Genomic DNA, 8443 nt, shown 5'->3' on the forward strand with positions numbered 1-8443 from the left:
TGTGTGAATATGTGCCTTATCTTATCATTTTTTATGAAAATATTTTTACAATTTAAATAACGATTAAAATGTATAACGTATTGATTTATTATTATAAGTAAGCGTTTTTCATATCAAATAATAACTATGAATACCGTAAAGCTCTCATCATACACCCTCTCATATTGAATCAATCAAAGTTTTTGCTTATACATCACAAGTGTGATTCATATACAAATGGAACTAACAGCTATAAAAAAGAATAAAAATGCTTCTTAGGAACGCTATAAATAATAAAACTGCATATAACATTGAGAGGCTGGTAAGTAGAATAATGGATTCAGCTTATCTACCATACGGATAAGCATTATCATGGCATAAGATTATAGTATAGCAAATTTTATAAAATGGATTATTACGGAAAACTGTCCTGTTAAAATCTAGCCTTTCATATAGCAATTTACTCTATAATGGTTTCTCATACTTTTACGCTTAAATGCTTCATTCATCGTATTATTTTGTTCATTTAAAACGTCTTTTCAAACCACACAATAATCCCTTTACTGAACAGTTTTTTGCTTAGAATATGCATACCTTTACTTTTATTTCGAGAAATAAACTCAGAAAAGAGATACAATACTTTAGCCCTGATCTCCTGTACAAAACTGCTATGGCCGCAATATACTTTACTATTTTATCACGCATATAGCTCCATAAAAATCCAATTTTATTTACAGTCATCTCCTCATAAAAAAGATAAGCGCTAAGAAATTCAAACTTTTGTTTCCCTTATTTTACTATTCTCGTAATAATTTTTGCATCGTTTAGATCTCTTTAACGAGCAATATGTCATAATTTTTATCAGTTTCTAGTCTTATCTTCCAGATTTTAAATTTCCAATATATGACGAAATAAAGGAGTTAAGTTTGCAAAATTCTCGTTGGTTTCGTGTTTCAAGGCTTTTATCATGTCTCTTAATAGCAAAAGTCATTGTATTGGGTTCACCTCATTTGTTGCATGCACAAACATTTAATCAAAATTTAGGGCCCAGTGGTTTACCACTTCCACGATTTGCTTCGATTAAACCTACCCGTGTTAATGTACGCGTCGGACCAGGAAGCAATTATTCTATCATTTTTACCTACCAAAAGAAGGGGTTACCTATTGAAATCATCCAAGAATATGATCAATGGCGCAAAATTCGTGATGCAGAAGGTGATGAGGGATGGGTATATCAATCGCTTTTATCGGGAAAACGAACTGCTATAACTCTTCCATGGCAAAAAGATAAAACAAAAAGACTGATGCTACGAAAAAACCCCACCGACAACGCAGAACTCGTGGCAGAAGTAGAGCCTAATGTCATTGGTAATATCCGCCAATGCGATGGACAATGGTGCGAAATCACTATTAATAATGTTCATGGGTGGCTTCAACAACCTCAGTTATGGGGGATCTATCCTGATGAAAAAATAAAAGGTTGGTGAATGCTTAAACGCATCAAATTTAATTTTTATTCCTCATTGAACATGCTCACTCCCTATCACAAGATTGATTTTTTGGTTTCAATCGCACGATCAAATCAACATGTGAAATTTCCATACCTTTTGGTGGCTCAGGCAAATTTCTAATAATGGGAGCTTCTTCCAAATTGCATGGAATATCAAGAATACGATTTTCGCCTTCTATATAAAAATGGTAGTGATCAGAAGTATTGGTATCAAACCAAGTTTTCGAACCTTCTACGGCAATAATACGTAATAATCTCGCTTCCGTAAATTGATGAAGCGTATTATAAACTGTTGCTAAAGATACAGGAACGCCTGCCCTCACCGCCTCCTCATAGAGCTCTTCAGCAGTAACATGACGATTTCCCTGAGAAAAAATCATATGTGCAAGTTCTAACCGCTGACGTGTTGGACGCAAACCATTTTGACGCAAACGTTTTTCTAACATAGAAATGGAATAATATTGCACAACTTTTCTACACTCTTTTGTGGACTGTTGCTCTTCATTCATATCAAAATTATCTGCACTCACTGACATATTACAAACCAAAATATATTTCTGTGTAAATAAGATCAAAATACAAAAAAATGCGAATAATGTGATGTAATCTTGTATTTCATTTTTAAATAATTACCTATGCAGAATACATAAAAAAGGGACTTTGTCATTAAAAATGATATAAAATCATTTCCCTCTCTTTAAAATTTGCTCTAAAAGTAGGTTCGGGAAAAGCGCAGAAATAAAGATATATGCAAATAAATGGAGTAACAATGGCTAAACAAAAGTCTCACTACACTTATGAAGAGCTTCTAAGCTGTGCTCGCGGTGAAATGTTTGGTAGAGGTAATGCGCAATTGCCGGCACCGCCAATGTTGATGATTCATCGAATCACTCAAATTAGCGAAACTGGTGGTGAATACGATAAAGGGATGGTTCGTGCCGAATTTGACATTACACCAGACCTGTGGTTCTTTGATTGTCACTTTATAGGTGATCCTGTCATGCCAGGATGTCTTGGACTGGATGGTATGTGGCAATTAACAGGTTTTTTTCTTGGTTGGCTAGGCGAACCAGGGAAAGGAAGAGCGATATCAACAGGTGAAGTAAAGTTATCAGGTATGATAACTCCACAAACCAAACTTCTTGAATATGGAATAGATTTCAAGCGTATTCGGCGTGGAAATTTAGTCTTAGGAATAGCTGATGGGTGGCTAAAAGCAGATGGAGAGACTATTTATAAAGCGAATGATTTACGCGTTGCTTTATTTAAAGAAGATTGAACGTTATTTTCATTCAGAAAGAATTTTTTACTATTCTGTATGGAACAAGGAGGTATAAATGCGTCGAGTTGTTGTAACCGGAATGGGAATTGTCTCCGCGATTGGAAATGGGCCCCAAGCTGTTTTAACCAGTTTACGTGAAGCAAAATCCGGAATTTCTTACGCACCTCAATACGCCGAATTAGGCTTTCGTAGCAGAGTTTATGGAAAACCCGATATTAATATAGAAGAGCTCGTAGATCGACGTGCTCTCCGTTTTCATGGACGTGGAACAGCATGGAATCACATTGCTATGGATCAAGCAATCTTAGATGCTGGTCTAGAGCCTCATGAAGTATCAAACGAACACACGGGTATTATTATGGGCTCTGGAGGTTCTTCAACTCAATCAATCGTAGAAGCTGCTGACATTACACGTCAAAAAGGTCCCAAACGTGTTGGACCTTTTGTTGTCCCTAAAGCGATGAGTTCTACAGCATCTGCAACACTGGCAACTTTCTTTAAAATAAAAGGGGTAAACTATTCAATCTCTTCAGCTTGTGCTACTTCCAATCATTGTATTGGTAATGCTTATGAAATGATCCAATATGGTAAACAGAAGCGCGTCTTTGCCGGTGGCTGCGAAGATTTGGATTGGACACTCTCTGTTTTATTCGATGCGATGGGCGCTATGTCTAGCAGATATAATGACATCCCTCAAAAAGCTTCGCGTGCTTATGATGTCAATCGTGATGGTTTTGTCATTGCTGGAGGAGCTGGCGTTTTGGTCCTTGAAGATCTAGAACTTGCTAAAGCACGTGGTGCAAAAATCTATGGAGAAATCGTTGGATATGGAGCTACATCCGATGGACATGATATGGTCGCCCCATCAGGAGAGGGAGCAGAACGGTGCATGCGCATGGCCCTTGCAACTGTCAATAATAAAATTGATTACATTAATCCCCATGCAACAGCAACCCCTGTTGGTGATCCTCCTGAAATAGAAGCTATCCGCCGTATCTTTGGAGAAGGTGATCAATGTCCCCCCATTTCTGCTACCAAATCTCTAACAGGACATTCCTTGGGAGCAGCAGGTGTTCACGAAGCAATCTATACATTGTTAATGATGAATCATAATTTTATTTGTGAAAGTGCCCATATTGAAGAACTTGATCCAGCTTTTGCTGATATGCCTATCGTTCGTGAACGACGTGATCATCAACAACTGAATACCGTATTGTCAAATACTTTTGGCTTTGGCGGTACCAATGCAACGCTTGTTTTCCAACGTTATGTATAAACAAAAGTTCTTAGTAATTGAAAAAAGTACGGTCTTACGGAGAATAATATGAAAGGTTTGATGGAGGGCAAACGCGGCCTTATTATGGGAATTGCGAATGACCATTCAATTGCTTGGGGTATTGCCTGTCAACTCGCGCAAGCAGGAGCTGAATTAGCATTGACTTATCAAGGAGATGCTTTCGGAAAACGTGTTCAGCCCCTAGCCGATAAACTTGGCTGCAAATTAGTGCTAGAGTGCGATGTTGAAAAAATTGAAAATGTTGACTACGTCTTTGAGCAACTTAAAAAAGAATGGGAAACTATTGATTTTATTGTCCATGCCATTGGTTTTTCAGATAAAACTCAGCTAAAAGGGCGTTACGTTGATGTTACAACACGTGAAAACTTTCAACGCACGATGGTGATTTCAGCTTATTCCTTTACTGAAATTGCCCAGCGTGCGGGTAAACTTATGCCCAATGGAGGAACACTTCTAACCCTTACCTATGGTGCTTCACAGCAAGTTGTCCCTAATTATAACATCATGGGCGTTGCTAAGGCTGCTTTAGAAGCTATGGTACGTTATTTAGCAGCGGACTTTGGTCCTCAAAATATCCGCGTCAATGCAATTTCAGCTGGTCCTGTTAGAACCTTAGCAGGTAATGGTATTGCAGCTGCACGGGCAATATTTTCACATCAACGCCGTAATGCCCCATTACGTCGTACCGTGAATATTCATGAAATTGGAAAATCTGCTCTTTATCTACTCTCTGATTTATCATCAGGCGTTACAGGTGAAATCCATTATGTTGATTCAGGCTATAACATCATGTCTATGCCAATACTTGAAGAACTGAAAAAAAGTGACGATGCCCAAGAAGGATAAAAATCATCACATTAAAAAAATAAAATTAATCATACGCATAGTACTTTAGTCGCGTATTGAGTGCTTCTTCTGCATTATAATGGTATATTAGCTCATAAAAATATGATGTAAGGAACGTATGTAGATGTTTGTAAGAGTAAGTAAACACAAAACAAAGTGTATGACGCCCGTTGTTTCGCAAATTATTTTATAAAAAACTGGAATACTTCTTCAGTTCATTTTAGTTAAATTTTGTGTTTTATGACGTTATTTACCTTACTAAAGCAGGCGTTTTTACTGTTGCCTGTAGATTAATATCCACCCCTCATGCCGATATAGTTTGAGACAGAAATTAGGAGTATGGAAACCCTTAGCTTTTGTATATTAAATTAAAGAAAATATTGCCTATCGTTTGATTTATCCTTGATAACGTAAATACAACCTAATTTAGGAAGAATATGAAGGCATAAAGAAATCAATCATTAATTTTATCATCCTTCATTGACAATATATTGATTTATAATAATAATTTTCTGTTTTGTAAGTTAAATGATAGACCTGAATGTTGTAAGATACTCTTATTTCAAACCTGTTTATCTTGAATCAATCAAACCCATTCCCTTGCACGTCAAAAGCGGGGCTGACGTGTGAGTAAAAACTGTACAAGAAAAGATTAAAAATAGCTCTTATGAACCATCTTTAAGTTCTAAGGCGGTCGCAACATTGGGGGATGACAAATATAATGATGGTGCCAAATTGCTTCTCCATAAGCGTAAAGATGGGGGTGCTCAATGGATTTACCGTTAATACCCTTCAATGAGTGTCATCGTGAAATAGGTTTGGGTACCTTGAGAAACGTTTCTTTAAAACAAGCCCGTTAATGTGTAACCCTATAGTGCTCTGTTCTTCGCGAAGGACGTGACCCTATTAAAGAACGCAATAAACAAAAACGCGAGGCAATGCGTAATCTCCATTCTTTAATGAGATTTTACGGTTTTTAAAAGCATATACATCAATATTTTTTTAATAATGGCGATTACGCCTTACATCACACTCTTGTTTTGCACGTTCTTTAATAGAAGGCATAACTAATGCATCAGGTAAAGTAAAACACCCTAAAATACTATTTCTGTTGCTCATTCACCTACTTTTTTAAAAAGGCATCTCTCAATGCATGCAATTCCATTTCACAACGATATCCGTGAATATATAATTAAAATCTCTGTGAAGTATACAACAGCCTTTTGACACCATAATCTTGACGTTTATGCGGATAATAAAGCCAACACCATCATTTTACTTGCTAAATCCTAATGTTGCAATATCCCTTGACATTTGAGATAATTCATTAGAAGTATTTTTATTCCTTTTTTAAATAACTTTTATCCACATGCCACCCCATTTGTAACAAGTAAATGATTTTGATTAATTCAATATAAAAACACAATAAATTATGAATGTAGATTAACCTCTTATTTTTGTAATCACATCATTTTTTAGTTTAAGTGAGAACCATAAATACAATAACATTATTTCAATTTCAGACTTTTACATTTAGAATTAAAAAAAACGTCTCTTGCATATACAATGTAGAATTGACATGTGGGAAAAGAAAAAGCGTAAATATCATTACTAAAACATCTCAAACACCAAAAGTAGTAGATAATATTGTATAATAGCAATGATATTTCTAGCCTATACCTACCATAAATATGCTCCTGCTTTCCAATGCATCTCTTCTATTATTCTGTTTGCAAATATCATTGCGAGATAAGTGTAAAATAAAAATATCTCTTTAATTAACCTTACATCAACATGTGTAAGTAGAAACAATATAATTTATTTTCAAAGAAATGAATTAGACAAGAGTCAAAGCTTTTATATTTCAGCCATATTTTATAGAGAATCGAATATATGAATCTGTCAATTCGCTGCAATATGATTACAATCATCAATACAATCTATTTTATATTTCTATCATAGCATATTTCTATTTTTTATGATTGGAATTATTTAGAAACACCGGATATCAATATATTTCGTCCTTGAGAGTGCGGCTTAGTAATGCATTAGCCGCTTCAGTTATGTTTTTACCACAATAGAGAATTTGATAAATTTCTTCTACAATTGGCATCTCCACCCCAATACGTTGTGCTAATGTATATACTTCCTTGGTATTTAAGTATCCTTCCACAATTTGACCAATTTGTTTTTCCGCTTCTTTTATATCTACTCCTTCACCAAGAAGTATTCCAAAACGGCGATTACGCGACTGATTATCAGTACATGTCAAAACCAAATCACCTAAGCCTGTCATTCCCATAAATGTGGCAAGCTTAGCCCCCATAGCTCCCCCTAAACGACTGATTTCAGTTAGTCCTCGTGTGATGAGAGCTATTCGTGCATTTGCCCCAAATCCCATGCCATCTGATATTCCTGCACCAATAGCAATAACATTTTTAACTGCTCCCCCTAATTGAACACCAATCATATCTGAGCTTTTATAAACTCTAAAATTTTTGTCACAATGAAAAAGTTGCTGCAATTCTTTACCAAACACAACATCAGAAGCTGCTATCGTCATTGCAGTAGGCCAACCAATAGCCAGTTCTTTAGCAAAAGTGGGGCCAGAAAAAATAGCTAAAGGAATTTTTTCCCCTAAAATCTCACGAGCAACTTCTTGTAAGAAACGTCCTGTACCATGTTCTAACCCCTTCGTTGCCCAAATAACACGTGAATGCTGATCCAAATAAGGCTGAATATTATACAAAACTTGATGAAAGACATGGCTTGGAACAGCAATTAATGTATTGTGACTTGCTGTTATTGCAGTTTCAAGTGAAGTTTCAAGTAATAAATTTTCAGGAAATCGTATATCGGGTAAATATGCTTGATTACAACGTTGTTCCTGTAATTCTTTGATATGTTGAGAATTATATCCCCAAAGTAAAACATTATGACCATTACGAGCAAGAGCAATTGCTAATGCAGTACCAAAAGAACCAGCACCAATAACGGTCATTGCAACGGTTTTCATTAAGTTTTCTGATTATTCTCTAAATTTTTGATTTTAATCGCATATTATTATTACCAATAACTTCAATGCTATCTTCTAATATAAATCCTGTAAATCTAAAAATGTTACTTTTTCGTAGCTTTCTCTAACATACCATAAAACTTGTTTCTCAAACCTTCTTTATTTGTACTGAACCATACAAATATAATTTTTGTATATTCTACCATAGCTATTTGTCTCAAAAATTAAAGCTTGACTAAATATTCCATGGACTTTCTCATTTAAAATAAAAGCATATTCAAAACCATGGTACTCATTCAACCGATATCTTGTACTTAGCCCTTTTTATATCCTACGAATCCCTGCAATGACACCTGTAAGAGCCGATACATGCCGCATCAGCTCCACAGATATTTCAAACAACTACTCTACAGGAGATTGCGTACTTGGTACTTTCTCCATTGGCACTTCTGAGCCAGGAATCTGATCTACAGGAGAATGCGTACTTGGTACATGCTCCATTGGCACCTCTGA

General features: G+C 35.8%; 6 protein-coding genes and 1 pseudogene. 5 read left to right on the top strand and 2 right to left on the bottom strand.

Annotated elements, in window-relative coordinates; genetic code table 11:
• Window positions 1–905: 905 nt before the first annotated feature.
• Window positions 906–1466 (top strand): SH3 domain-containing protein, encoded by a 561-nt coding sequence (locus ACFIO3_RS05420; protein ID WP_375607843.1) that lies wholly within the window; start codon window positions 906–908, stop codon window positions 1464–1466.
• Between the two features lie 46 nt (window positions 1467–1512).
• Here the strand turns inward: ACFIO3_RS05420 and irrA are convergent, their stop codons facing one another.
• The gene (gene irrA, locus ACFIO3_RS05425; protein ID WP_375607844.1) at window positions 1513–2025 is read right to left on the bottom strand and encodes an iron response transcriptional regulator IrrA; all 513 of its coding nucleotides are present in this window, start codon (window positions 2023–2025) and stop codon (window positions 1513–1515) included.
• A 233-nt stretch (window positions 2026–2258) separates the two neighbouring features.
• On the opposite strand from irrA, the gene fabA reads away from it, so the two are divergent.
• The 4 genes and pseudogenes from fabA to ACFIO3_RS05445 all read left to right on the top strand — a co-directional run.
• Window positions 2259–2768, top strand: a complete 510-nt coding sequence (gene fabA, locus ACFIO3_RS05430; protein WP_375607845.1) for a 3-hydroxyacyl-[acyl-carrier-protein] dehydratase FabA — start codon at window positions 2259–2261, stop codon at window positions 2766–2768.
• Between the two features lie 58 nt (window positions 2769–2826).
• Window positions 2827–4047 (top strand): beta-ketoacyl-ACP synthase I, encoded by a 1221-nt coding sequence (gene fabB, locus ACFIO3_RS05435; RefSeq protein WP_375615571.1) that lies wholly within the window; start codon window positions 2827–2829, stop codon window positions 4045–4047.
• Between the two features lie 48 nt (window positions 4048–4095).
• Window positions 4096–4914 (top strand): enoyl-ACP reductase FabI, encoded by an 819-nt coding sequence (gene fabI, locus ACFIO3_RS05440; protein ID WP_375607847.1) that lies wholly within the window; start codon window positions 4096–4098, stop codon window positions 4912–4914.
• Window positions 4915–5572: 658 nt separating this feature from the next.
• Window positions 5573–5873, top strand: a pseudogene (locus tag ACFIO3_RS05445) (Arm DNA-binding domain-containing protein); the annotation flags it as partial.
• A gap of 1049 nt (window positions 5874–6922) precedes the next feature.
• Here ACFIO3_RS05445 and gpsA read toward each other — a convergent pair.
• Window positions 6923–7930, bottom strand: a complete 1008-nt coding sequence (gene gpsA / locus ACFIO3_RS05450; protein ID WP_375607848.1) for an NAD(P)H-dependent glycerol-3-phosphate dehydrogenase — start codon at window positions 7928–7930, stop codon at window positions 6923–6925.
• Window positions 7931–8443: the final 513 nt, after the last annotated feature.

The organism is Bartonella sp. AD328YNZD (assembly GCF_042196425.1).

Bases quoted from the DNA above. Each gene is read 5' to 3' on its own strand.
- fabI (WP_375607847.1), top strand. From the start codon at position 4,096: ATGAAAGGTTTGATGGAGGGCAAACGCGGCCTTATTATGGGAATTGCG.
- fabB (WP_375615571.1), top strand. From the start codon at position 2,827: ATGCGTCGAGTTGTTGTAACCGGAATGGGAATTGTCTCCGCGATTGGA.
- gpsA (WP_375607848.1), bottom strand. From the start codon at position 7,930: ATGAAAACCGTTGCAATGACCGTTATTGGTGCTGGTTCTTTTGGTACT.
- fabA (WP_375607845.1), top strand. From the start codon at position 2,259: ATGGCTAAACAAAAGTCTCACTACACTTATGAAGAGCTTCTAAGCTGT.
- irrA (WP_375607844.1), bottom strand. From the start codon at position 2,025: ATGTCAGTGAGTGCAGATAATTTTGATATGAATGAAGAGCAACAGTCC.